Source organism: Nocardioides mangrovi (assembly GCF_020073815.1).
GTDB classification, from domain to species: Bacteria; Actinomycetota; Actinomycetes; order Propionibacteriales; family Nocardioidaceae; genus Nocardioides; species Nocardioides mangrovi.
Window position 1 is genome coordinate 17,979 of the sequence record NZ_JAIQZJ010000002.1, and the last position, 21,769, is coordinate 39,747.

The following is a 21,769-nucleotide window of genomic DNA, read 5'->3' on the forward strand; positions in this document are numbered from 1 at the left end:
CACCTCAACCAGCGCTAGATGTCGAGCGTGCAGTCGCCCACCGCGGCGGTGACGCAGGTCTGCACCTGTTCGTTGGGCTGGTGGAGCTCCTCGCCGTTGCGCAGGTCGCGGACCCGGCCGCTGACGAGGGTGAGCGTGCAGGTGTGGCAGATGCCCATCCGGCAGCCGAACGGCATGCCGACGCCGGCCTCCTCGCCGGCCTCCAGGACCGTCGTCGCGCCGTCGACCTCGATCTCCTTGCCGGAGGTGCGGAAGGTGATCGTGCCGCCCTCGCCCCCGTCACCCCCGAGCTCGAGCGAGAAGCGCTCGAGGTGGAGCCGGCCCTCGAGGCCGGCCTGCTCGAAGTGGGTCGTGATCGCGTCGAGCATCGGGCCGGGCCCGCAGGCCCAGGTCTCGCGCTCGCGCCAGTCGGGGCAGAGGGCGCCGAGGTCGGAGAGCTCCAGCATCCCGTCGGTGTCGGTGTGCAACCGGTGCACGGTGAGCCCGTCGTGGGCCGCCTCCAGCGCGGCCAGCTCCTCGCGGAAGATCATCCGCTCCGCGGTCGGCGAGGAGTAGTGCATGACCACGTCGGGCATCGAGCCTCGTCGCGCCATCGTCCGCAGCATCGCCATCACCGGCGTCACGCCGCTGCCGCCGACCAGGAAGAGCATCCGCGGGGGCGGCGGCTCGGGCAGCACGAAGTCGCCCTCGGGCAGTGCCAGCCGGACGATCGTGCCGGGCGCGAGGCCGTTGACCAGGTGGCTCGAGAGCCGTCCCTCGGGCATCGCCCGGACGGTGATCGCGATGGTCCGGCCGTCGCGGCGCGGTGGCGAGCTCACCGAGTAGGAGCGCCACTGGAAGCGTCCGTCGACCTGCACCCCGATCCCGACGTACTGGCCGGGACGGTGGTCGTAGCGCCACCCCCAGCCCGGGCGGGTCACGAGCGTGGCCGCATCCTCGGTCTCGGGACGGACGTCGACGACCAGCCCGCGCAGCTCGCGCTCGCTCCACAGCGGGTTGAGCAGGCGGAGGTAGTCGTCGGGGTGGAGCGGCGTCGTGAGCTTCGCACCGGCGCTGCGGAGGCGTTCCCACGGGATGGTCGCGGCCATGAGTCCTGAGTGAACACTTGTTCTCTGAATGCGTCAACTAATCTGGAGGCGTGACGTACAACGTGGAGAAGACCGACGAGCAGTGGCGCGAGGAGCTCTCGCCCGAGGAGTACGCCGTCCTGCGCCAGGCCGGCACCGAACGCGCCTTCACCGGCGAGTACACCGACACCGAGACCAAGGGCGTCTACTCCTGCAAGGCCTGCGGGTCGAAGCTCTTCGAGTCCGACACGAAGTTCCACTCCGGCTGCGGCTGGCCGTCCTTCTACCAGCCGATCACCGACACCATCGAGTACATCGAGGACACCTCCCACGGGATGAAGCGGGTCGAGGTGCGCTGCGCCAACTGCGGCTCGCACCTGGGCCACGTCTTCCCCGACGGCTACGGCACCCCCACCGGCGACCGCTACTGCATCAACTCGATCAGCATCTCGCTGGAGCCCGCCGACTCCTGATGCCGCGTCTCTGCGTCCGCTGACACAGGAGGCATCGAGATGGGCTCGGGGCCGGTGCCGGATGTGTCAGCGGGCACGGGTGACCAGGCCCCAGCGGCGCGGGCTCCGACCGGTACGCCGCCGCGCCGCCTCGAGCCGCCGGACGACGGCGGCCGGCGCGTCGAGGTCCGGACCGGCGAACGCCACGGTCTCCAGCCCGACCTCGCGGAAGGCCTGCTCCTTCTGCAGGTCACGCACGTAGACATCGCGGCTGCGGTGCACCCAGCCGTTGAACTCGACGGCCAGCCCGCACTCGGCGTCGAGCAGGTCGGGCATCCCCAGGACGAGACCCTGCTCGTCCGTGACCAGCGGGTTGAGCAAGGGCGTCGGCCAGCCGGCGTCGAGGACCCAGATCAACCGGAGCAGCGTCTCCCCCGGTGACCGGCTCCCGACCATCGCGAGGTCGAGCACCCGTCGCGCCTGCCGGATCCGCACGTGCCCCGATCGCGCAGCGAGGTACGCCGACCACCCCTGCGGGCCGAGGGCTCCGGCGGCGTACGCCATGTCGGCGTGCACGAGCGCTCGGCGCAGCTCGTGGGAGCGCACCTCGTCGTACAACGCACGCTCTGCGCTCGTGCAGCGGATCCCGTGCACCGAGCGGACCTCGCTCTCGGGCAGGTCCTCCCGCGACACGGTGATGGCCGGATCGTCGCGGATCCGCCCGGCGCCCTCGACGAGCGGGACCGGCAGGACGGAGCGTCCGTCGCCGGCGACCCCGTCGCAGAAGCCGACCCCGTGGAGGCGGAGCGCGGCCCACCCCGTGACCGCGCCACGAGCCCCGGCCCGTTGGGACGCCTCGACGATCCGCTGCTCCACGCTCCCCGGCGTCCCGGCCGGCACGTAGCGTCCCGGACTCGTCCGTCGCCAGGCCCGCCCGCGGGCCGCACCACGGGTCGGCCCGCGCACACCCGTCGGGTCGATGGACACCGGCACGACCAGGTCGCGGACGCGCGGGGCACGGAGCTCGAAGGACATGCCGGGACCGTCCCCACCTCGCCGTACGACGAAAAGATCGGTCGCGGCGCCTGTGGACGGCCACGTCCGCTGACACGCCAGGCACCTCGTGCCGCCCGAGACGGTGCGTGGTGTGTCAGCCGGCGAAGAAGCCGGACGGGCCGAGCTCGGAGCCCATCCGCGGGACGTACTGGTCGAAGTAGACCCGGGCGATCAGCTCGCGGCGGGAGCGCACGTCGGCCTTGTCGAAGACCGACTTGAGGTGGTCCTGCACCGTGTACGCCGAGAGGTGCAGGGTCGCCGCGATCTCCTTGGTGTCGACGCCCTGGAGCACCAGCTGCGTGACGTCGCGCTCGCGCGGGGTGAGGTCGAAGGCGGCGACGACCAGCGCGACGATCTCCGGCGGACGGGCCTCCTCGATCGTCACCACCACCTCACCGACCCGGCCGTCCATGCCCGAGAGCGGCGCCGCGTGCAGGACCAGCCAGACGCCGTCGGCCGACCGCACCCGCGCCCGAGGTGGGGCGCTCGAGTCGCCGCTCGCGTAGCGGCGGGCCGCGCCCACGAGCGCCGAGACCGGGCTCATCGGGTCGGCGGCGGCGGAGCCGGTGGTGAGACGGGCCAGACGCTCCTCGGCGCCGAGGCTCATCTGGAGCACCTGGCCGTCCGCACCGACGATGATCACGGCCGGCCCGGCGCTGCCCGGGGGGACGACGTCGGCGAGGCGGGCGAGCATCCCGGTGCGGACGCCGCGGGCGAACTGGCCCGAGAGCGAGGCCAGGAGCTCGACGTCGTCAGCCGAGAACGGCGTGTCGTCCGGCCCGCGGAAGAGCGCCATCGCGCCCCAGGACTGACGGCCCTCGCGGAAGGCGAGCCGGGCCTCGTCGCCGAAGCCGAAGTGAGGGCGCATGAAGGTCTCCATGCGCGCGGAGCGGAGCGGATCGCCGTGCAGGAGCGCGACACCGGCCGCGGGCACCTCGGCCTGGGCGAGCTCGGTGAAGGCGGTCGGCTCGACGGTGCCGTACTCCAGGAGCCCGAACTCGTGGTCGTGGCTGTTGACCTCCTGCAGGTGGCCGTACTTCCGCGCGCTGGTGAGCATGGTGCTGCCCGGGTCGTTCGTGGCCAGGCAGGCGGCCACCCAGGGGACGGCCCGGTTGACCGACAAGGTCGCCTCGGCGAGGAACGTGTCGAGGTCGAGGCCGGCGCGCGAGAGCACGTCGACGTCCCCACGGACGCGTTCGACGGTCAGGGCGGTGGCCACCCGACCAGTGTCCGGGGCCGGGCCCGGGGCGGCCATCCCACATTTCTGGGTGGTCTGGACAACCCAGGCCGACCGGTCGAGAAGTCCCCACGCGACCGGGATGGGCGAGGACGCTGCTGCCCGGAAGGGTTCTCGCCATGACCACCATCCCCGAGCACGCGCCGCTCGACGACCTCGGCCGACTCCTGCACGAGGACGACTACCCGGCACAGCTGGCGCTCGCGCTGGCCCGGCTGGAGGCGACCCTCGCCCGGACCGGACGCAGCGCCCGCGAGCTCCGGGAGCTGCGCGTCTCGACCACCGACCGACGCGCCTTCACCGATGCCCGCGACGTGCTCGACGAGCGCCTCGCGGACCTCGGCGCCCACCCCGTCACCACCGTCGTCGAGGTGAGCGAGCTGCCCCCACCCGGGACGCTCGTCGCCATCGGCGCCGCCCTCACCGACACGCCCGTCACTCCCGAGAAAGCACCGTCATGACCACCACCCCCACCATCGACTCGCTCCGCACCGTGTGCGAGGGCCGCGTCCACCTCCCCGGCGACCCCGGGTACGACGCCGCCCGGCTCGCCTGGAACCTCCTCGTCGACCAGCGGCCCGCCGCGGTCGCCGTCCCCCACACCGTCGACGAGGTCGCCGACGTCGTCCGCGCCGCCGCCGCGGCCGGCCTGCGGGTCGCCCCGCAGAGCACCGGCCACGCCGCCGCTCCGCTCAACGAGAGCGACCTGTCCGGCGTCGTCATCGTCCGGCTCTCCGAGCTCACCGGCGTGAGCATCGATCCCGAAGCGGGCACCGCCCGGGTCGTCGGCGGCACCCTGTGGGCCGACGTCGTCGCCGCGGCCGCGCCGTACGGCCGGACCGCGATGCACGGCAGCGCCGGCGACGTCTCGGTGATCGGCTACCTGCTCGGCGGGGGCCTGTCGTTCTACGGCCGCCGCCACGGCGTGGCCGCCAACTCGGTGCGCGCCGTCGAGGTCGTCACCGCCGACGGGTCGCTGGTGCGCGCCAGCGCGACCGAGCACCCCGACCTCTTCTGGGCGCTGCGCGGCGGCGGCGGCAACCTCGGCGTCGTGGTCGCGATGGAGATCGAGCTGCTGCCCTACGCCGAGGTCTTCGCCGGCATGCTGCTCTGGGACCGCGAGCGCTCCCCCGAGGTGGTCCGGGCCTGGGCCGCCTGGACCCGCGAGGTCCCCGACTCGGTGACCACCTCGCTGCGGCTGATGAGCTTCCCGCCCCTCCCCGACCTGCCGCCCTTCCTCAGCGGCCGACAGATCGTCGTCATCGACGGCGCGGTGCTCGAGGACGACGACCGGGCCGCCGAGCTGCTCGCCCCGCTGCGCGCCCTGGCCCCGGAGATGGACACCTTCGGCCGGATCCCGAGCACCGGCCTGGTCGCGGTGCACATGGACCCGCCCGCCCCGGTGCCGTCGGTCGGGCAGCACCTCGTCGTCGGCGAGCTCACCGAGGACGCGGTCGTCGCGCTGCTCGGCGAGGCCGGCCCCGGCTCGACGACGTCGCTGATGTTCGCCGAGCTGCGCCACCTCGGCGGGGCGCTCGCGCACCCGGTCGAGGGCGGCGGGGTGCTGACCTCCGTCGCCGGCGACTACGCGCTGCTCGGCGTCGCGATGGCGCCCTTCCCGGAGGCCGCGGCCCAGGGACGTGCGGACGCGGCGGCGCTGTGCGCGGCGATGGCGCCGTACGCCACCGGCACCCACGTCCTCACCTTCTGCGAGACCCGGGGCGACCTCGCCACCGTGTACGGCGAGGGCTGGGAGCGCCTGCGTGCGGTGCGGGCCGAGGTCGACCCCGACGGGGTGTTCCTGGCCAACCACACCATCGCCTGAGCGGGTCGGTTCAGGACTCGTCGACCAGGAGTGGGGTGACCACCACGGTGCCGTCGCCCCACTCCCGGTCGGCCCACCTCTGCAGCGAGCCGTCGTCGTAGACGACCGTGACGACCACGTTCTGCCCGTGGACCTCGGAGCCGTCGGCGCCGGGGAGGTCGGTGACCTCGCGGGCGATGGCGGCCAGCTCCACCGCGGTGTGGTGCTGTGCGGGTACCGGGTAGGCCGGTGATGCGAGTGGCGCGGGGTCGTACCCGGCCGCGGGCACCGCGCTCTCGACGGTGAACGTCTCACCGTCCCAGGTCCCCGTGACCGCGTAGCCGCCGAACCGGACCTCTCCCGAGTGGTCGTAGGTGCCGTCGTGGTCGCTCCAGTCCCAGCCGGCGAGCGGCAGGCCGTCGCACTGCGGCGGGTAGGACTCGCGGACGCCACCGACGCACAGGGTGGGGCCGTCGCCCGGGTCGAGGACGGTCGCGAGACCCAGCGTCGAGACCCGGCCCGGTGCGGCCGGGATGTGCACCGGCATCGTCGAGCCGCCACTCGTCTGCTCCACGGGGACCAGCGCCGAGCGGACCTGGACCCGGCCGGCGCCGTACTTCTCGTCCAAGCGGCGCTGCAGCGTGCCGTCGTCGTAGACGACCTCGAGGTGGACCACCCCACCCCGGTGGCTGGCCAGCAGGAAGCCGCCGACGGTCGTCAGGCTCTCCTGCAGCCCGGCGACATCGACGTCAGCGTCCCCTCTCGTGTCGGACACGGGCAGGCCGGGACGGGTGAGCATCTTCAGGTCGGCGGTGGGACCGGCGTCGACGACGGTGAACGTGTCGCCGTCGTAGGTGCCGGTCAGGGCGAAGCTGCCGAAGCGGACCCCGGCTCGCGACTCGAAGCCGCCGCGGTGCTCACGCCAGCTCCAGCCGGCCAGGGCCGGGCCGTCGCACTGTGGCGGCAGCGAGGTCGCCACCACGCCGACGCACAGCACCGGCCCGTCGCCACGGTCGATCACCTCGAGCGCGCCGCGCGTGCGCAGCAGCTGCGGACCGGCGGGACCGGGGGACGCCGACGGGTCGGCGGTCCCCTGCACGGGGTGGTCGACCGTGCCGTTGCCGCAGCCCGCCACGAGCAGCAGCGACGCGACGGCGAGCAGGGTCCTCATGCCGGTACGACGGGCGGACCGTCGTACCGGTTCCTAGTCAGGGCAGGCGGTCGACCAGGTCGGCGACGTCGATGCGGGCGCCGGTGTAGAACGGCACCTCCTCGCGGACGTGGCGGCGGGTCTCGGAGCCGCGCAGGTGGCGCATCAGGTCGACGATCCGGGACAGGTCGTCGGCCTCGAAGGCGAGGATCCACTCGTAGTCGCCGAGCGCGAACGACGGGACCGTGTTGGCCCGCACGTCGGGATAGCCGCGCGCCATCTGGCCGTGCTCGGCCAGGAGCCGGCGCCGCTCGCCCTCCTCGAGCAGGTACCACTCGTAGGAGCGAACGAAGGGGTAGACCGCGACGTAGTCGTGGGTGCGCTCGTCGGCGAGGAACGCCGGCAGGTGGCTGCGGTTGAACTCCGCCGGCCGGTGCAACGCCATCTGCGACCAGACCGGCGCGAGCCGCCGGCCGAAGCGGGTGCGGCGGAAGCGGTGGTACGCCGCCTGCAGCGCGTCGGAGGACGCGGCGTGCCACCAGACCATCACGTCGGCGTCGGCGCGCAGGCCGCCCACGTCGTACACGCCCCGGACCACCACGTCCTCGGCCGCGAGGTCGGCGACCAGCGCCTCGAGCTCGGCCGCCTCGGCCGCCCGGTCGGCGCTCCCCTCAGATCCAGGGGAGCCCAACGTGTCCTCGAGCCGGAAGACCGACCACATGGTGTAGCGGATCGTCTCGTTGAGCTCGTTGATCCGGGCGGCGTTGGACTTGATCTCGGCCTGGGGGTCGGTCTCGGTCATGCCTCCATGATGAAGGGTGCCCTTACCCGGGCCCGTACCCGGCCTCCCGCGACCCCGGGACGACCGGGGACAACCGGGCAGAGCTGTCGTACGCTGGCGGCCCCTCGACTCGGGAGGTCGCCATGTTCTGGTTGGTCGCAGGAGCAGTCGCACTCGTCCTGTTCGCGCTCGCGTGGTGGACCAGCGGGCGGGCGCGCAAGGGCGTCGACGGCAACTCCCTCCGGCGCAACCGCGGGGCGATCGACGGCAACATCAACGGCGTCCACGACCCCGGCCGCTCCGGCCCGGGTGGCATCGGCCTCGGTGGCGGAGGCGGCGGCGCCGGCTTCTAGCCCGGCCCCGAGGAGACCCTGGCGGCGGCGCGATGCGCCGAGGCGATGACGGCGGGGATGCCGACGCCCTCGTACGCCGCGCCGCAGATCGCCAGGCCGGGGACGGCGTCGACCGCGACCCGGATGCGGGCGACGCGGTCGAGGTGTCCGACGGCGTACTGCGGGAGGCCGCCGCCCCACCGCTGGACGTGGGCGTCGATCGGGGTGGCGGTGAGGCCGACGGCGTCGCGGAGGTCGGCGAGCGACCAGGCGACCAGCTCGTCGTCGGCGGCCTGCAGGGCGGCCTCCTCGCTGTGCCGGCCGAGCGAGGTGCGCAGGAGCAGCAGGTCGTCGCCCGTCTCGGCACCGGCCGCCCGGACCCAGCCCCACTTGGCGAAGGAGAAGGTCGAGGCCTTGATCCGGCGGCCGTCGACCGGCGGCACCAGGAAGCCCGAGGAGTCGGTGGCCGCCAACGCCGGGGCGTCGGCGGCGCGGACGGCGAGGGTGACCACGGCCATCGACGCGTAGTCGATCGCCGCCAGCTCGGTCGCCGCCATCGGCGCGACGGTGCCCAGCAGTCGCGCGCTCGGGGCGGCCGGGGTGGCGAGCACGACGGAGTCGGCCTCGACGACATCCGGCGCCGTCGTCGGCCCGACGACGAGGGAGAAGCCGGAGCCGGTGCGGGAGAGCTCACGGACGGTGGCGTCGGTCCGGACGGTCACGCCCGCCGCGAGTGCCTCGGGCAACCGCCCCATGCCGCCGGGGATCCCGGCGAAGACCGGGAGGTCCGAGGTCGCCTCGGGCAGCGTGCCGCCGGCGGCCAGCGTGAGCAGCTGCGGCACCGCGGCGCGCGCCGAGAGTGCGCGCGCGTGGCCGGCGTACACCCCGCCGAGCAGCGGCTCGACGAGCCGGTCGGTGACCTCGGCGCCGTAGCGCCGGTCGACGAGGTCGCCGACCGCCACGTCGTGGTCGTACGTCGCCGCGGCCGGCTCGCGGACCCGGGCCAGCCCCTCGGCGGAGAGGATCCCCGAGGCGGCCAGGGCGTCGAGGTCGAGCGGGACCCCCATGAGCGACCGCGGGAGCGGACGCAGTGCGTCGCGGGTCCAGATCCGGGAGGACGCGGTGGTCGGGTGCTCGAGCGGCAGGCCCAGCTCACGAGCCAGCTCGACGCCCTCGGGCCGCCGGTTGAGCATCGCCTCGGCGCCGACGTCGACGGTCACCCCGGCGACCTCGGCGCGGAGCAGCTTGCCGCCGACCCGCGGCGACGACTCGAGGACGAGCACGTCGTGACCGGCCGCGGCCAGGTCACGGGCCGCAGTCAGGCCGGCGACACCGGCTCCGACCACGACGACCCTGCTCACGCGTGCGAGTCTCGCACGCCGGCCCGGTCAGCCCACGAGCCGCCCGAACGCACTGCGGTGGAAGACCAGGGGCTGCCCGACGGCGTGCTCCACGGCGTGCAGCTCGAGCAGCACGATCGTGTGGTCGCCGGCCTCGACCTCGCGGTAGATCGAGCAGTCGAAGCGGGCCAGGCCCTCGTCGAGCACGACGGCGCCGTCGCCGGTCACCGAGATGGGCACGCTGGTGAAGCGGTCCTCGACCGGACCGGCCAGCTGACGGCAGACCTGGCCGTGGTGGTCGGCCAGCACGGTGACGCCCAGGTGACCCGCGCGCCGCAGCTGCGGCCACGTCTTCGAGGTGTTGGCCACCGAGAAGGACACCAGCGGCGGGTCGAGGCTCACCGACGTGAACGAGCTGGCCGCCAGTCCGACGGGCGCGCCGTCGACCTCGGCCGCCACGGCGACGACGCCGCTCGGGAATATCCCGAACGCCTCACGCAGCCGCGCGGGGTCGAGGTCCTGGTTGGTGGGGAAGACCGAGATGCTCATGCGGGTGCTCCGATCCTGTTGTCGAGCCTGGCGTCGAGAAGTGCGGTGATGGCGGGGCGGGCGAGGCCGAGCCAGTGCTCGTACGCCGCGGGGTCGTCGTACGCCGCGTCGACGACGTAGAGCCCCTTCGCGGGGACCAGCCCGCCGATCTCGGTGAGCACCGGCCGCAGCGAGAGCTCCGGCGCGAGCGCGTGGCCCGGGCCGGCGCCCAGCATCAGCGGCACGGCCACCCCGCGGAGGCCGTCGGTGGCGAACCGGTCGAGGAAGAGCTTGAGCAGCCCCGTGTAGGTGCCCTTGTACGTCGGGGACGCGACGACCACCAGGTCGGCGTCGCCCACCTGGTCGACGACGTCGGCGACCACCGGGTCCTGCCAGTCGAGCAGCCGGGCGCCGAAGGTGGTCAGGTCGACGACGTGGTCGGGCTCGCGGCCGGTCAGCTCACGGGCGAGGTACGTCGCGGCCGCGAACGTGCGGCTCTGCGGCTTGGGGTTGCCGACGACGACGGACACCCGGGGCGCGCCCGTCACGACGCCGCCCTCGAAGCGCCGAAGGGCACGGCGGCGGTCGTGGATCGCTGCGGAGCCGGGTGCTCCCAGAGGCCACGCCGGGCCAGCTCGGGCAGCACGCCCTCGCCGAACCAGTAGGACTCCTCGAGGTGCGGGTAGCCGGAGAGCACGAACTCCTCGATGCCGACCTCGCGGTACTGCTCGATCAGGTCCGCGATCTCGGCGTACGACCCGACCATCGCCGTGCCGGCGCCGCCGCGCACCAGGCCGACGCCGGCCCAGAGGTTGGGGTGGATCTCGAGGCCGTCCTTGGAGCCCGCGTTGAGCTCGAGCATCCGCGACTGGCCGACGGACTCGCTCCTGCGGAGGCCGGCCTGGACGCGCGCGATGTCCTCGTCGGAGATGCCGGCGAGGAGACGGTCGGCCTCGGCCCACGCGGCCTCGGAGGTGTCGCGGGCGATCGTGTGCAGCCGGATGCCGAAGCGCACCTCGCCCTCGCGGCCCTCGTCGGCGGCGAGCTTGCGGACCCACTCGACCTTGTCGCGGACGGCGGCCGGCGGCTCGCCCCAGGTGAGGTAGACGTCGACGTGCTTCGCGGCGACGGTGCCCGCGGCCGGCGAGGAGCCGCCGAAGTAGATCTCCGGCAGCGGGTCGGGGACCTGGGCCAGGACGGCGTCCTCGACCTGCAGGTGCTCGCCGCGGTAGGTCACCGGCTCGCCGGTCCACAGCCGCCGCACGATGGTGAGGAACTCGTCGCAGCGGGCGTAGCGGCCGTCCTTGTCGAGGAAGTCGCCGAACATCCGCTGCTCGTGACTCTCGCCGCCGGTGACGACGTTGAGGGCGAGCCGGCCGCCGGAGAGGTTCTGGAAGGTGCCGGCCATCTGCGCCGCGATGAACGGCGAGGTGAGGCCGGGCCGGAAGGCGACCAGGAACTTCAGCCGCTCCGAGACCTGGCTGAGCATCGCCGTGGAGATCCAGGCGTCCTCGCACCAGGCGCCGGTGGGCGTCAGCGCGGCCTCGAAGCCGAGCTGCTCCGCCGACCGGGCGACCTGACCCAGGTAGGGCACGGAGGCGGGGCGACCGGACGGACCGGCCTCGACGCCGTGGCCGCCACCGACGACCTGGCGGCCGTCGCCGCCGTTGGTGGGCAGGAACCAGTGGAACGTGAGCCTCGACATGACGTCCTTCCTAGAGCTGACCGTGGTTGGGCGGCAGGGTCCCCTCGACGGCGAACCTGCCGAGGTGCTGGACCTTCCAGGCCGCGGGGTCGTGGAGCGTGTGGGTGCGCGCGTTGCGCCAGTGCCGGTCGAGGTTGAGCGAGGCCAGCGCCGCGCGGGTGCCCGCGACCTCGAAGAGCCGGCTGGCGACGTCGACCGCGGCGCGGGTGCTCGCGGCGCGTACGGCGGCCACGGCCAGGCTGGCCTCGCCGGCGGTCTGCGCGGAGAGGTGCCGGTCGGCGTGCTCGACGGCGAGACCGGCGTCGGCCAGCAGCGCCTCGGCGGCGCGCACGGCGAGCTCCATCTCGCCGAACGCCTGCACGACAAGCGGGTCGTCGGCGGCCCGCTCGACCCCGGCGTCCGGGTAGGGCCGGCTCTTGGTGGACACGAACGCCGCGGCGTCCTCGAGCGCCGCCCGCGCGATGCCGGTGTCGATCGCGGCGTGCAGCAGCTGCGCGAACGCGCCGTACGTCTGCGGACCCTCGAAGGTCAGGTGGTAGGGCACGATCCGCGACTCGTGCACGACCACGCGCCGCAGCCGGACGGTGCCGCTGGCCGTGGTGCGCTGCCCCATCCCGTCCCAGTCGTCGACGACGGTGACGCCGTCCGCGCGCCGGTCGACCCAGGCGACGTGCAGGGGTCCGTCCTCGCCGAGGTGCGCGAGGACCGGGATCCAGTCGGCGAAGAGCGCGCCGGTGCTGTAGCCCTTCTCGCCGTCGAGCACCCACTGCCCGGTGCCGTCGCCCTGGTCGAGCGGCCGCAGCGTGGTGCGGAAGTCGCGCACGTGGCGGGTGCCGACCTCGGACTGGGCGTTGCCGAAGCGCTTGCCGTCGAGCGCCTGGCCGAAGAAGAACTCCTTCTGCAGGGAGGTCGCCTGGTGGCGCAGCGCGTTGACGTAGACGAAGTGGCTGTGCGGGATCTGCGCGACGTTGGGGTCGCCGATCGCGAGCAGCCGGAAGACCTCGGCGACCGTGCCGGCCGGCAGGTCGGCGCCGCCGTACGTCGCCGGCACGGTGATGCCGAGCAGGCCCGAGGCCGAGAGCAGGTCGAGCTGCTCGGCGGGCAGGATCCGCCGGGCGTCACGCTCCGCGGCGCCGTCGGCGAGCACCGCCGACAGCTCGGCGGCGACCCGGATCGCGTCGTCCGGGCGCAGGACCGGCGCGAGCGGGAGCTCGGTGAGGGAGTGGGCGGCGCTCACGCGTGCACTCGCTCGAGCTCGGCGGCCTCCATCTCGCGGACGACCGGCAGCACGTGACGGCCGAAGTACTCGACGTCCTCGTGGTAGTGCAGGAAGCCGCAGAGGATGAGGTTCGCGCCGCGACGCTTGTACTCGAGCATCCGCTCGGCGATCTGCTCGGGCGTGCCGATCAGGCCGGTGCGGAAGCCGTCGTTGTACTGCACGAGGTCGGCGAACTCCGAGTCCTGCCACATGCCCTTCTTGTCACCGGTCGACTGGCCGGCCTGCTTGACCGCGGAGCCGAAGCCCTCGACCGCCTCGCGGTCGGCCTTGTCGATGATCTCGCGGAGCACGTCGCGGGCCTCGGCCTCGGTGTCGCGGGCGACCACGAAGCCGTTGACGCCGAAGCGGACGGTGCGACCGTGGACCTGGGCGACGTCGCTGACGTCGCGGATCTGCTCCTGGATGCCCTCGGGGGTGTTGCCGTTCATGAAGTACCAGTCGGCGACCCGGCCGCCCATGCCGCGGGCGTCGGTGGAGTTGCCGCCCATGAAGATCTCCGGGTGCGGCCGGCCCGGCACCTCGACCGGCTTCGGCTTCAGGTCGAAGTCGTGGAGGCGGTAGAAGTCGCCGCCGAACTCTGCGTGCTCGGAGGTCCAGATCTCGCGCACGTAGCGGATGAACTCCTCCGAGCGGCGGTAGCGCTCGCCGTGCTCGAGCCACGGCTCGCCGAGCTTGGTGAACTCGTCCTTGAACCAGCCGCTGACGACGTTGATCGCCATCCGGCCACCGGTCATCACGTCGGCGCTGGCGACCAGCTTGGCCAGCACACCGGGCTGCCAGAGCCCCGGGTGCACGGCCGCGATCACCTTGAGGCGCTCGGTGGCCAGCGCGATCGCCAGGCTGATGCTGGTCGACTCGTGCTGGTAGGCCGCGCCGTACGACGCGATGTAGCGCACCTGCGAGAGGGCGTACTCGAAGCCGTTGTCCTCGGCCAGGCGGGCCAGCGTCTTGTTGTAGTCGTAGCCCCAGTCGGTGCGCTGCTCGATGGTGCTGACGACGAGGCCGCCGCTGACGTTGGGCACCCAGTACGCGAACTTCAGCGGCTCCGCGGGCGACTGCAGGGACTCGGTCACGCGACTCTCCTTCTCCTCGAACTAACTATGTCGATTAGATTTATGTACTTTAGTGCTCGGTGCAAGCCAGACCGACCCCACACGCGGGCGGAACGGGCGATGGGGTGACAGGCAGGACCTGTCACCGGGAGGAGACGACATGCGGATCGAGCAGCTGGAATACCTGACGGCGGTGATCCAGCACGGGTCACTGCGCCGCGCCAGCGAGCGGCTCCACCTCTCCCAGCCGGCGCTGAGCGAGGCGGTCTCCAAGCTCGAGCGCGAGCTCGGCGTGACGCTGCTGGACCGGCGCCGCTCCGGTGCTCGGATCAGCCGCCGCGGCCGCGACCTGATCCCGAACGTGGTCGAGGTCCTCGAGGCCGTCGACCGGCTCCGGCAGGCCGCGGGCGACCAGGCCGCCGGGCACCGGGTGGTCCGGGTCGGCACGGTGAGCACCGCGACCTCGACGCTGCTGGTCCCGGCCGTCCGCGAGCTGCGGCGTACCCACCCCGGCAGCGAGGTCGAGGTCGTCAACACCCAGCAGGTCCAGATCGACGACGGGCTGCGCGACGGCACCCTCGACCTCGGGCTGGTCAACCTCCTCGCCGGCGACGACCGGCCCACCGATCTCACCGGTACGACGCTCGCGCAGGGTCGTCCGGTCGCCGTGCTGCCCGCCGGGCACGCCCTGGCCAGCGCGGACGCGGTCACCATCGACGACCTGCGGGCCGAGCCGTTCGTCGCGATGCGGGCGGGCTACCTGATGCACCGCTTCGCGCACCGCCTCTTCGAGGACCGGATGCCGAGCTTCTCGACCACCACCGACGGCGCCGAGCTCGGCAAGATCATGGTCGCGCAGGGGCTCGGGCTCACCGTGCTGCCGGACTACAGCGTCATCGACGACCCGCTGGTGCGCGCCGGACTGATCACCCACCGCCCGCTCGCGGCCGACCGCACCGTCGTCCTCCTCGAGCTCCGGCAGCGCATCGAGCGGCACACGCCCGAGCACGTGCGGGCCCTGTGCGCCGCCCTCGTCGAGCGCGCCGCAGCCCTGCACCGGGCCGCGGGAACCGCCCCGCTCCCGGTCGCGTCCCAGGGGGCATGAACCGGTCACCCGCTCGCCTCTCCCTGGTCACGGCCGCCCTCGCCGGCAGTCTCCTCCTCCTGGCCGGCTGCAGCGGCACCGGCGACTCCGGCGCCAGCGGCGACTCCGACGCCGGCGGCAGCAGCGCCAGCCGGGCCGACGACGGCGGCGGCACCACCCTCGAGAAGTCCCTGACCGACGGCACGGTCGCGGACGCACCGGCCGACAGCGCCGCTGTCGCCGGCCCGGCCTCCGGCAAGAACCGGCCCGCGGCTCAGGTCGACGACCTCCAGCAGGCGCTGATCAAGAAGGGCACGGTCGAGCTGACGAGCACCGACGTCGGCAGGGCCGGCTTCGAGGTGCAGAAGATCGCGGACCGCTACTCCGGGCAGGTGACCGAGGAGCAGACGGAGACGAGCGACGACGGCGACCCGTCGTACTCCCGGATGGTGCTGCGGGTGCCGGTCGCCCACTTCGACGACGCGATGGACGACATCTCCGCCGCTGCCGAGCTCGTCGGCTCGAACACCAAGCAGGAGGACGTCACCTCCGAGCTGATCGACACCCGGACCCGGATCGAGGTGCAGAAGCGCAGCATCGCCCGGATCAGCGTGCTCTTCGACCGGGCTCAGAGCATCCGCGACATCATGGCGATCGAGGCTCAGCTCTCGCGACGCCAGGCGGACCTGGAGTCCCTCGAGCGGCGCGCGGCCTACCTCTCCCACCAGTCGAGCTACTCCACGATCACGGTCGACATCGACCGGACGCCGGAGAAGAAGGCAGCGGTCGCCAAGGACGACGACTCCGGGTTCGTGGCAGGGCTGAAGGCCGGGTGGGGTGGGCTGTCGACGTTCGCGGTCGGGCTCGCGACGGTCCTCGGCGCCCTGCTCCCCTGGCTGGTCGTGGTGGCGCTGGTCGGGCCGCCGGCGTACCTGCTGGTGCGGTGGCTGCGCCGGCGGCTCAGCGCTCGAAGTTCTGGACGAACTCCGTCAGCCGCGTGAGCTGGTCGGGGTCGGTGCTGGGCAGCACCCCGTGGCCGAGGTTGAAGACGTGGCCGCGGGCGGCCCGTCCGGCCTCGATCACCTCGGCGGCCCGGGCGGTCATCACCTCGGTGGGCGCGAAGACGAGCGTGGGGTCGAGGTTGCCCTGGACGCCGCGGTCGCCGACCTTCGCGATCGCGTCGGCGAGCGGGGTGCGCCAGTCGACGCCGACCACGTCGGCGCCGGCCTCACCCATGAGGCCGAGCAGGTTGGCGGTCCCGACGCCGAAGTGGATCCGCGGGACGCCGAGCGCCCCGGCCCGCTCCAGGACGTGGGCGGAGTGCGGGAGCACCTGGTCGCGGTAGTCGGCGGGGGTGAGGGCACCGGCCCAGCTGTCGAAGAGCTGGACGGCGGAGGCGCCCGCCGCGACCTGGACCTCGAGGTAGGCCGCGGAGATGCCGGCGATCTTGCGCATCAGCGCCTGCCAGAGCTCGGGCTGGGAGAACATCATCGCCTTGGTGCGCGCGTGATCCTTCGACGGACCGCCCTCGACGAGGTAGGACGCGACGGTGAACGGCGCACCCGCGAAGCCGATGAGCGGGGTCCCGTGGAGCTCGGCGACCAGCTCGCGGACCGCCTCGGTGATGAACGGGACGTGCTCGGGCGTGAGGTCCGGGATCGCCTCGACGTCGGCCATCGTGCGCACCGGGTGGGCGACGACCGGGCCGACCCCGGGCTTGATGTCCAGGTCGACGCCGACCGCCTTGAGCGGCAGCACGATGTCGGAGAAGAAGATGGCCGCGTCGACGCCGTACCGGCGCACGGGCTGGAGCGTGATCTCGACGACGAGCTCGGGGTTCATGCAGGACTCGAGCATCCCGACGCCCTGGCGGACCCGGAGGTACTCCGGCAGCGAGCGGCCCGCCTGGCGCATGTACCAGACCGGCGTGTAGGGCACCTCCTCCCCGCGGAGCGCCTTGAGGAACGCGCTGTCACGGAGCCGAGGATGGGGTGCCATGGTCGAAGCCTGACACCTCGGTCGGCGTGTTCGCACATCGGGTTGGCAGGGGTCGACCTACTGTGAACCCATGGTGGTCGGTCAGGAGACACACCCGAGTCCGGGTGTGGGCGCGGCGCCTGCGGAGTTCCGTGAGGCGGTGGCGACCATGCGCGCCGCCCGGCTGCGCCCTGAGGTCTTCTGCGAGGAGATGCCCGCGCCGCAGCGGATCGCGCCCTGGGCCTCGGCGCTCTCCGCCGACGTCACCGTCGACGACACGGACGTCGCGACCGGCCGGATCATCCTGCTCCACGACCCTGCCGGCAACGACGCGTGGGACGGCACCTTCCGGTGCGTGGCCTACGCCCGTGCCGAGATCGACCTGGAGCTGATCACCGACCCGATGCTGGCGATGGTCGGCTGGACCTGGCTGACCGAGGCGCTCGACGCCCACGGGGCGTCGTACGTCGCCGCGTCGGGGACGGTCACCCGGGTCGCGACCGAGAGCTTCGGCGGGATGGCCGACGAGGAGGGCAGCGCCCAGATCGAGATCCGGGCGTCCTGGTCGCCGGTGCGGCCGCCCGAGGCCGCCGACCTCGGACCGCTCGACCTCGCACCCCACGTCGAGGCGTGGAGCGAGCTGCTGTGCACCGCGGCCGGGCTGCCGCCGGTGCCCGACGGTGTTGCCGTGATGCCGAGCCGCCGCGGCCAGCGGGGCTCGTGACGATGACCCAGGACCCGACCCCCGCTCAGACCGACGCCGAGACCCCCGGGTCTGCGGAGACCCCGGAGGCTCCCGAGCCCGAGAAGCCGCTGCTCACCCTGCGCGACGGCCTGCCCCCGGTGGTGGACACCGACGCGGGTCTCGCCGAGGTGGCGACGCGATTGGCCGCCGGCACCGGGCCGGTCGCCGTCGACGCCGAGCGCGCCTCCGGCTACCGCTACTCCGCCCGCGCCTACCTCATCCAGCTGCGCCGCGAGGGCTCCGGCACCTTCCTGGTCGACCCGATCGCCTTCGGGTCGCTGGCCCCGGTGCAGGAGGCGCTCGACGGTGTCGAGTGGATCCTGCACGCCGCGACCCAGGATCTCCCCTGCCTGGCCGAGGTCGGGATGCGCCCGTCCGCGCTCTTCGACACCGAGCTCGCGGGGCGCCTGCTCGGCTATCCCCGGGTCGGCCTGGCGACCCTCGTCGAGACCCTGCTCGGCTACCGGCTCGCCAAGGAGCACTCCGCCGTCGACTGGTCGACGCGGCCGCTGCCCGAACCGTGGCTGGAGTACGCCGCCCTCGACGTCGAGGTGCTCGTCGAGCTCCGCGACCGGATCGGCGACGAGCTGGAGGAGGCCGGCAAGCAGGAGTGGGCGCGCCAGGAGTTCGAGCACCTGCGCGGCTTCGAGCCGACCGCCCGCGTCGAGGCGTGGCGGCGTACCTCCGGCCTGCACCGGGTCCGCGGCCGGCGCGCCCTGGCCGCGGTGCGCGCGCTGTGGGAGACCCGCGACGAGATCGCCGAGCGCCGCGACGTGACGCCGAGCAGGATCCTCCCCGACGCCTCGATCGTGATCGCGGCCCAGGCGATGCCCGCCGACCGGGCCGCGCTGCTCTCCACGAAGGGCTTCCACGGTCGCGGCGCCGAGCGCTACGCCGCCCGCTGGGTGGCCGCGCTGCGCCAGGCCGCCGAGATGGACGACGCGGACCTGCCGACCCGCTCGCCGCGCGGGGACGGGCCGCCGCTCCCCCGCGCCTGGGCCGAGAAGGACCCGGTGGCCGCCCGCCGGCTCACCCTCGCCCGCGACGCGCTCACCGCGCTCGCCGAGGAGCACGGCCTCCCGGTCGAGAACCTCCTCACCCCCGACTACCTGCGGCGCGTCCTGTGGACCCCTCCGGCCACGCGCGAGCCCGCCGCGCTGGCCACCGCCGTCGGCGCACAGCTCACGGCGCTGACCGCGCGCCCCTGGCAGGTCGACCTCGCCGGCCCGGTGATCGTCGACGCGATCCTGACCGCCGACGCCGAGGCCGCGGCGGCCGCTGAGTCGTCCGACTGAGGTCGGTCCAGGGCTTCGGTCGGGCCCGGGCAGCGGTGGGTTCGGCTCGCTCTGCTGTCGACGAACCGAGCCGAGGTCACCGCCGACCCGCGGCTCAGCCTCCGTCGGAGGGCGAGGCGGAGTCGGACGGGGACGCCGACTCGGAGACCGACTCGGGGTCGAGGACGGGCTTGGAGAGCTCGTCGATCCGCTCGGTGACGGCGTCGAGGTCGAGGACGCCGACGCCGTAGACCATCTGCTCCAGGCTCGGCTCGACCGCGTCCTCGAGCTGCGGCAACGTGTCGATCAGCGGCGCGATCGACATCGACCGGACGCTGGTGTTGAAGAAGGTCGAGTGCGCCGGCTGCTGGTCGGGCTGGAGGAAGTCGTCGGACAGTGCGACCGCCACGTTGGCCGGGTCGAGGTAGCCGGTGCGCGCCAGGGTGCTCACCGACTCGTTGGAGATCTCGTGAACCATGAAGTCCGCGGCGTACGGCGTGCTCGCGGCGGTGGCGGACAGGCACAGGCCGGTCACGTCGCCGACGGTGGCCGAGCCGTCGAGCTTGGGCATCGGCATCACGTCGAACTTGAGTCCCTCGACCTGGCGCAGCTCCGGCACCAACGCGCGGGTGCCGGCGATCATGCCGAGCTTGCCCTTCTCGAACCAGGTGAGCGCGGGCGACTTGAGCAGCTGGCTGTTGTCGAGGGTCACCTGGGGGTTGCGCAGCAGCTCGAGGGTGCGCTCCAGCGCGTCGCGGCTGCCGTCGCTGGAGAAGGCGAGCGACGTGGGGGCCTCGGCGTCGTCGAAGACCGAGCCGCCACCGGAGACGATGAAGGGCGAGAGCCCGTTCAACGTCGGCGCGATGTGGACGCCCTTGGTGTTGCGGCCGGGCCGGGACGCGAACTCCGCGGCGGCCGCGAACTGGTCGAAGGACCAGCTGGTGGCGTCCTCACCGGGCGCGTCGAGACCGCGGTTGGTCATCTTGGTGAAGTTGACCAGACGCTTGTTGTAGTAGATGACCGTCGGCGCGACGCCGTAGGGCATGCACTGGAGCCGGTCCTGGGCGCTGAACGCCTGCAGGGCGTTGCGGGAGTAGTTGTCGCCGAAGGCGACGCCACGCTCGTCGAGCAGCTCGTCGACCGGCTGGTTGAGGTTGTTGTCGAGCAGCCACGAGAGATCGGTGCGCGAGGCCAGGAACACGTCCGGGACGGCGGCGCCGCCCTCGATGTCCTTGCGCATCGCCGCGCGGTTCGGCCACGACCTCACCTCCACCTCGAGGTGGTCGGGGTCGGCGTTCCAGGTGGCCGCGGTCGTCTCGTAGGCCCGGATCTCCTCCTGGCTGCCGAAGACCCCGAAGGTCAGGTGGCGCGGGGCCGCGGAGGTGCTGGTCGACGGGGACGGCGACGGCGCGTCGGATCCGTCGGTGCAGGCCACGAGGGTGCCGAGCGACCCGATCACCACCGCAGCCGCCAGTGCTCGCCTCGCCCTCACCTGATCTCCTCCCCCGTCGTCGCACGAATGCGCCCGGGCACACCCGGGCGCTGGCCCACCCTATCGACCCCGCGATGACCTGCGGGTCAGCCCAAGGTGTGATGCTTCCGGGCCCCCGCGACGACCCGGTCGAAGGTCGCGCGGTCGAGCGCGGCACCCTCGCGGCGTACGGCGGAGGGCGCGAGCCGGATCAGCCGGTCCAGCCGCACCTCGCTCGGCCGGCGCTCGCGGTCCCACGCCCCGGTGCCGACGTCCATCCAGTGGCGACCCCACCGCGCCTCCTGCTCGCCGTCGCGGTCGTGGTCCTTGCTGGTGAGCATCAGGCCCAGGAGCTCGCCGTCCTGGACGCCGACGAGGAGCACGGGACGGTCCTTGCCCTGGCGCGGGTCGTCCTCGTAGGGAACCCAGCCCCACACGACCTCACCGGGATCCGGCCGGCCGTCCGCCTTGGGCGCATAGGTGACGGAGGGGCCACTGGCGGGGCCGCTGATCGGCGGGGACGGACGACGGCGTCGGCGGAGAAGTCGGCGCAACATGAGCCGAGGCTAGCCCGGGCCCGCAGCGTGGCGCCGCGGCGAAGCCGCATCGGGCGAAGCCCGATCGCGACACGCTCGGCCCATTCAAGCCCGGGCGGCAGCGTGGCGCCGCCGCGAAGCGGCACGGAGCGAAGCTCCGTTGCGACACGCTCGCCCTATCCAAAGCTGCAGCACGCCGGACCGGGAGCGCCTCACGGCGCGTGGCCGCTCGTAGCGGCTGATGTTGGGACCCGGGGCTGCCGCGGCCCGGCGTGCTGCGTCCATTGTAACGACGTCAGGTGAGCCGGTGCTCCAGTTCGAGGTGTCCCGCGGCCTCGAGCTGCTCGGAGAGCACCAGGATCCGCTGCACCTCCGCCTCGGTCGGACCGGCGAGCGACGCGCGGCCGGCGGCGACCACACGGGCGAACGCCGCGGCGCGCAGCAGCACGTCCGCGAAGTCGCTCCCGGCGATGCCGCGGAGCACCTCGTCGATCATCGTCTTGAGCTGCTCGGGGCCGGGCGGGTCGGCCACGCCGGCCACCACGCGGGCGACCTGGGCGCTGCGTCGTCCGGCCTCGAACTCGTGCGCGACGCCGACCGGGTCGGCGTAGACCCAGGAGCGCAGCAGGAAGAGCCGCCACAGGCAGCCGGCCAGCGAGTCGGCGGGCGAGCCCGACCAGACCTCGGCGATCGTCTCGATGCCCTCGGTGTCGGCGAGGTGCACGAGCCGCTCCGCCACGGCCGCGTCGTCGGAGTCCCGCGCGCCCCGGACCAGCAGCGCGGCCGCACGGTCGGCGGCCTCGCTCACCAGGGCCGGGTCGGCGCCGCCGCCGAGGGCCGCGAAGAAGAGGCTCCCCGGCGTCATCGGGCGGTGGTACTGGCGGTCGGTCACGGGTGCA

At 73.5% G+C, this 21,769-nt stretch carries 23 protein-coding genes; 8 read left to right on the top strand and 15 right to left on the bottom strand.

The window, feature by feature from the left end; genetic code table 11:
- Positions 1–14: 14 nt before the first annotated feature.
- On the bottom strand, positions 15–1,088 hold the full coding sequence (locus K8U61_RS05335; RefSeq protein ID WP_224121953.1) for a ferredoxin reductase: 1,074 nt from the start codon (positions 1,086–1,088) through the stop codon (positions 15–17).
- Between the two features lie 50 nt (positions 1,089–1,138).
- On the opposite strand from K8U61_RS05335, the gene msrB reads away from it, so the two are divergent.
- Positions 1,139–1,540 carry a peptide-methionine (R)-S-oxide reductase MsrB gene (gene msrB, locus K8U61_RS05340; protein WP_224121954.1) on the top strand — a complete coding sequence of 134 codons (402 nt, stop codon included), beginning with the start codon at positions 1,139–1,141 and terminating at the stop codon, positions 1,538–1,540.
- Between the two features lie 66 nt (positions 1,541–1,606).
- Here the strand turns inward: msrB and K8U61_RS05345 are convergent, their stop codons facing one another.
- The gene (locus K8U61_RS05345) at positions 1,607–2,554 is read right to left on the bottom strand and encodes a hypothetical protein (RefSeq protein WP_224121955.1); all 948 of its coding nucleotides are present in this window, start codon (positions 2,552–2,554) and stop codon (positions 1,607–1,609) included.
- Between the two features lie 115 nt (positions 2,555–2,669).
- Positions 2,670–3,794, bottom strand: a complete 1,125-nt coding sequence (locus K8U61_RS05350; protein WP_224121956.1) for a response regulator transcription factor — start codon at positions 3,792–3,794, stop codon at positions 2,670–2,672.
- A gap of 137 nt (positions 3,795–3,931) precedes the next feature.
- On the opposite strand from K8U61_RS05350, the gene K8U61_RS05355 reads away from it, so the two are divergent.
- Entirely contained in the window at positions 3,932–4,273 is a 342-nt protein-coding gene (locus tag K8U61_RS05355; protein ID WP_224121957.1) for a Rid family hydrolase, read from the top strand.
- The gene (locus tag K8U61_RS05360) at positions 4,270–5,637 is read left to right on the top strand and encodes an FAD-binding oxidoreductase (RefSeq protein WP_224121958.1); all 1,368 of its coding nucleotides are present in this window, start codon (positions 4,270–4,272) and stop codon (positions 5,635–5,637) included. The genes K8U61_RS05355 and K8U61_RS05360 overlap by 4 nt, the downstream gene beginning before the upstream one ends.
- A 10-nt stretch (positions 5,638–5,647) precedes the next feature.
- Here the strand turns inward: K8U61_RS05360 and K8U61_RS05365 are convergent, their stop codons facing one another.
- Positions 5,648–6,787 carry a hypothetical protein gene (locus tag K8U61_RS05365; RefSeq protein ID WP_224121959.1) on the bottom strand — a complete coding sequence of 380 codons (1,140 nt, stop codon included), beginning with the start codon at positions 6,785–6,787 and terminating at the stop codon, positions 5,648–5,650.
- A 37-nt stretch (positions 6,788–6,824) separates the two neighbouring features.
- The gene (hemQ, locus tag K8U61_RS05370) at positions 6,825–7,568 is read right to left on the bottom strand and encodes a hydrogen peroxide-dependent heme synthase (protein WP_224121960.1); all 744 of its coding nucleotides are present in this window, start codon (positions 7,566–7,568) and stop codon (positions 6,825–6,827) included.
- A 122-nt stretch (positions 7,569–7,690) separates the two neighbouring features.
- Between hemQ and K8U61_RS05375 the strand changes: the two genes are divergently transcribed.
- Positions 7,691–7,900, top strand: coding sequence for a hypothetical protein (locus K8U61_RS05375; protein WP_224121961.1), 210 nt, complete (start codon positions 7,691–7,693; stop codon positions 7,898–7,900).
- Here K8U61_RS05375 and K8U61_RS05380 read toward each other — a convergent pair.
- From K8U61_RS05380 to sfnG, 6 genes are read right to left on the bottom strand one after another with little or no spacing between them, the layout of a single operon-like run.
- Complete coding sequence (locus K8U61_RS05380; RefSeq protein WP_224121962.1) at positions 7,897–9,240, bottom strand: protoporphyrinogen/coproporphyrinogen oxidase; 1,344 nt, start codon at positions 9,238–9,240, stop codon at positions 7,897–7,899. The two genes, K8U61_RS05375 and K8U61_RS05380, sit on opposite strands and share 4 nt — an antisense overlap.
- Before the next feature lie 27 nt (positions 9,241–9,267).
- Complete coding sequence (locus tag K8U61_RS05385; protein WP_224121963.1) at positions 9,268–9,768, bottom strand: flavin reductase family protein; 501 nt, start codon at positions 9,766–9,768, stop codon at positions 9,268–9,270.
- On the bottom strand, positions 9,765–10,295 hold the full coding sequence (locus K8U61_RS05390; protein ID WP_224121964.1) for an NADPH-dependent FMN reductase: 531 nt from the start codon (positions 10,293–10,295) through the stop codon (positions 9,765–9,767). Before K8U61_RS05390 ends, K8U61_RS05385 begins: the two co-directional genes overlap by 4 nt.
- The gene (locus K8U61_RS05395) at positions 10,292–11,452 is read right to left on the bottom strand and encodes an LLM class flavin-dependent oxidoreductase (RefSeq protein WP_224121965.1); all 1,161 of its coding nucleotides are present in this window, start codon (positions 11,450–11,452) and stop codon (positions 10,292–10,294) included. Before K8U61_RS05395 ends, K8U61_RS05390 begins: the two co-directional genes overlap by 4 nt.
- A 10-nt stretch (positions 11,453–11,462) precedes the next feature.
- Positions 11,463–12,689 (bottom strand): SfnB family sulfur acquisition oxidoreductase, encoded by a 1,227-nt coding sequence (locus K8U61_RS05400; RefSeq protein ID WP_224121966.1) that lies wholly within the window; start codon positions 12,687–12,689, stop codon positions 11,463–11,465.
- Positions 12,686–13,804, bottom strand: a complete 1,119-nt coding sequence (gene sfnG / locus K8U61_RS05405; RefSeq protein WP_224121967.1) for a dimethylsulfone monooxygenase SfnG — start codon at positions 13,802–13,804, stop codon at positions 12,686–12,688. Before sfnG ends, K8U61_RS05400 begins: the two co-directional genes overlap by 4 nt.
- A 139-nt stretch (positions 13,805–13,943) precedes the next feature.
- Here sfnG and K8U61_RS05410 point away from each other — a divergent pair, with 139 nt between their 5' ends.
- Together K8U61_RS05410 and K8U61_RS05415 are read left to right on the top strand one after the other, a co-directional pair.
- Positions 13,944–14,888 (top strand): LysR family transcriptional regulator, encoded by a 945-nt coding sequence (locus tag K8U61_RS05410; protein ID WP_224121968.1) that lies wholly within the window; start codon positions 13,944–13,946, stop codon positions 14,886–14,888.
- Positions 14,885–15,868, top strand: coding sequence for a DUF4349 domain-containing protein (locus K8U61_RS05415; RefSeq protein ID WP_224121969.1), 984 nt, complete (start codon positions 14,885–14,887; stop codon positions 15,866–15,868). Before K8U61_RS05410 ends, K8U61_RS05415 begins: the two co-directional genes overlap by 4 nt.
- On the opposite strand, the gene hemE is transcribed toward K8U61_RS05415, so the two are convergent.
- On the bottom strand, positions 15,828–16,865 hold the full coding sequence (gene hemE, locus K8U61_RS05420) for a uroporphyrinogen decarboxylase (RefSeq protein ID WP_224121970.1): 1,038 nt from the start codon (positions 16,863–16,865) through the stop codon (positions 15,828–15,830). The two genes, K8U61_RS05415 and hemE, sit on opposite strands and share 41 nt — an antisense overlap.
- Before the next feature lie 70 nt (positions 16,866–16,935).
- Here hemE and K8U61_RS05425 point away from each other — a divergent pair, with 70 nt between their 5' ends.
- Positions 16,936–17,568 (top strand): DUF3000 domain-containing protein, encoded by a 633-nt coding sequence (locus tag K8U61_RS05425; RefSeq protein WP_224121971.1) that lies wholly within the window; start codon positions 16,936–16,938, stop codon positions 17,566–17,568.
- A 2-nt stretch (positions 17,569–17,570) separates the two neighbouring features.
- Positions 17,571–18,884 carry a ribonuclease D gene (locus K8U61_RS05430; RefSeq protein ID WP_224121972.1) on the top strand — a complete coding sequence of 438 codons (1,314 nt, stop codon included), beginning with the start codon at positions 17,571–17,573 and terminating at the stop codon, positions 18,882–18,884.
- A 94-nt stretch (positions 18,885–18,978) separates the two neighbouring features.
- On the opposite strand, the gene K8U61_RS05435 is transcribed toward K8U61_RS05430, so the two are convergent.
- The 3 genes from K8U61_RS05435 to K8U61_RS05445 form a co-directional block, all read right to left on the bottom strand.
- Positions 18,979–20,355 (bottom strand): extracellular solute-binding protein, encoded by a 1,377-nt coding sequence (locus K8U61_RS05435; protein ID WP_224121973.1) that lies wholly within the window; start codon positions 20,353–20,355, stop codon positions 18,979–18,981.
- Positions 20,356–20,441: 86 nt separating this feature from the next.
- Complete coding sequence (locus K8U61_RS05440; RefSeq protein ID WP_224121974.1) at positions 20,442–20,891, bottom strand: type II toxin-antitoxin system PemK/MazF family toxin; 450 nt, start codon at positions 20,889–20,891, stop codon at positions 20,442–20,444.
- Between the two features lie 274 nt (positions 20,892–21,165).
- Positions 21,166–21,762, bottom strand: a complete 597-nt coding sequence (locus K8U61_RS05445; RefSeq protein ID WP_224121975.1) for a hypothetical protein — start codon at positions 21,760–21,762, stop codon at positions 21,166–21,168.
- Positions 21,763–21,769: the final 7 nt, after the last annotated feature.